General features: G+C 61.7%; 1 protein-coding gene. It reads right to left on the bottom strand.

What is annotated here, in order from left to right; translation table 11 throughout:
• Nucleotides 1–22: 22 nt before the first annotated feature.
• On the bottom strand, nt 23–949 hold the full coding sequence (locus ACFWXH_RS31280; protein WP_379125319.1) for an IS110 family transposase: 927 nt from the start codon (nt 947–949) through the stop codon (nt 23–25).
• Nucleotides 950–1138 lie beyond the last annotated feature (189 nt).

Below are 1138 nucleotides of genomic sequence, written 5' to 3'. Positions count from 1 at the left end.
CGTTCCGGAATGGCAACTGTGTTCAAGCGAAGCGGCTTTTGTCTCGGATCATGGCGTTGAGCGAGACGAGGAGCTTCCTTGCGACAGCGATGATGGCGAGTTTCTTTGAGCCGGATCGGGTAGCGATTGCGGTGTAGGCTTGTGTGAAGCGCTGACAAGATCGAATGGCCGTCAGAGCTGCCATATAGAGTGCACGGCGCACACGCGGCCTGCCGCCTCGGATGTGGGAACGAAAGGTCTTTGAGCCGCTCTCGTTGGCGATCGGAGCGAGTCCGGCAAGGGCTGCGATGGTCTTGGGTGACCGCTGCCCGAGTTCTGGCATCAACGCGATCAGCGTGGTGGCGGTGACGGTGGCGACACCTGGCGCGGAGACCAGGATATCGTAGTCGGCGGCAATCGTGGCGTCGGCATCCGTGACCGTGCGGATCAACGCCTCGAGTGCCTTGATGCGCTCGTCGAGCGTGATGATCAGGCTTTCAATGTCTGTCGTCACATCGGCATCGAAGGCTTCCTGGAGGTGTTTCTTCTGGTCGGCTCTGATGTCGACCAGTTGGTCACGCCGACGCACAAGTGCCTGCAGGCGCTCGCGTTCGGCGCAAGGTGTCGCTTCCGCTGCTGGCTGGTGGCAGCGGCCGTAGTCGCACAGCATGCGTGCATCGAGCCGATCTGTCTTGGCACGTTGGCGGCCTGCCTTGGCATGGTGGTGGGTGTGGGTTGGGTTGTGCCGCGAGAAGGCAATGCCTGCCTCTGCCAGGGCATGCCGCAACAGCCTGTCGTGCACGCCCGTCGCCTCCATCACAATGAAGTCGCGACCGCTGTGAAGTCCAGCGACATGGGCTGCGATTGCCGCCGCGTCGTTGGCGATGCGCACATCCCTGCCGCTGGCTGCGTCGTGGAAATCCAGCGTCCGCTTGGAGATGTCGCATCCAATATAGTTTTGCTCTATCATCACCAGTGCCTCTTCCTGTGCTGCGGGGTCTGCGCGAACAGCCCCGTTCAACTGTTCAGGTTGATGGTTCTCAAGGCGGGAAGGGGGCCGTGCCATGCCACGGTCTGCCGAAAGGCGACCTGGATCCCCTCGGCCTCCTTCCCTGCTCTTGAATACCACAGCCCCAACACACAGGATCCCCGACACTCT

The organism is Mesorhizobium sp. NPDC059054 (genome assembly GCF_042739215.1).
In the GTDB taxonomy this organism is placed as follows: Bacteria; Pseudomonadota; Alphaproteobacteria; order Rhizobiales; family Rhizobiaceae; genus Mesorhizobium.
Note: the sequence above shows the minus strand (reverse complement) of the source record. Positions and strands in the feature narration are given on the sequence as shown.

What these genes read in the sequence shown, in the direction of transcription:
- ACFWXH_RS31280 (WP_379125319.1), bottom strand. Translation starts at nt 949, where the DNA reads ATGATAGAGCAAAACTATATTGGATGCGACATCTCCAAGCGGACGCTG.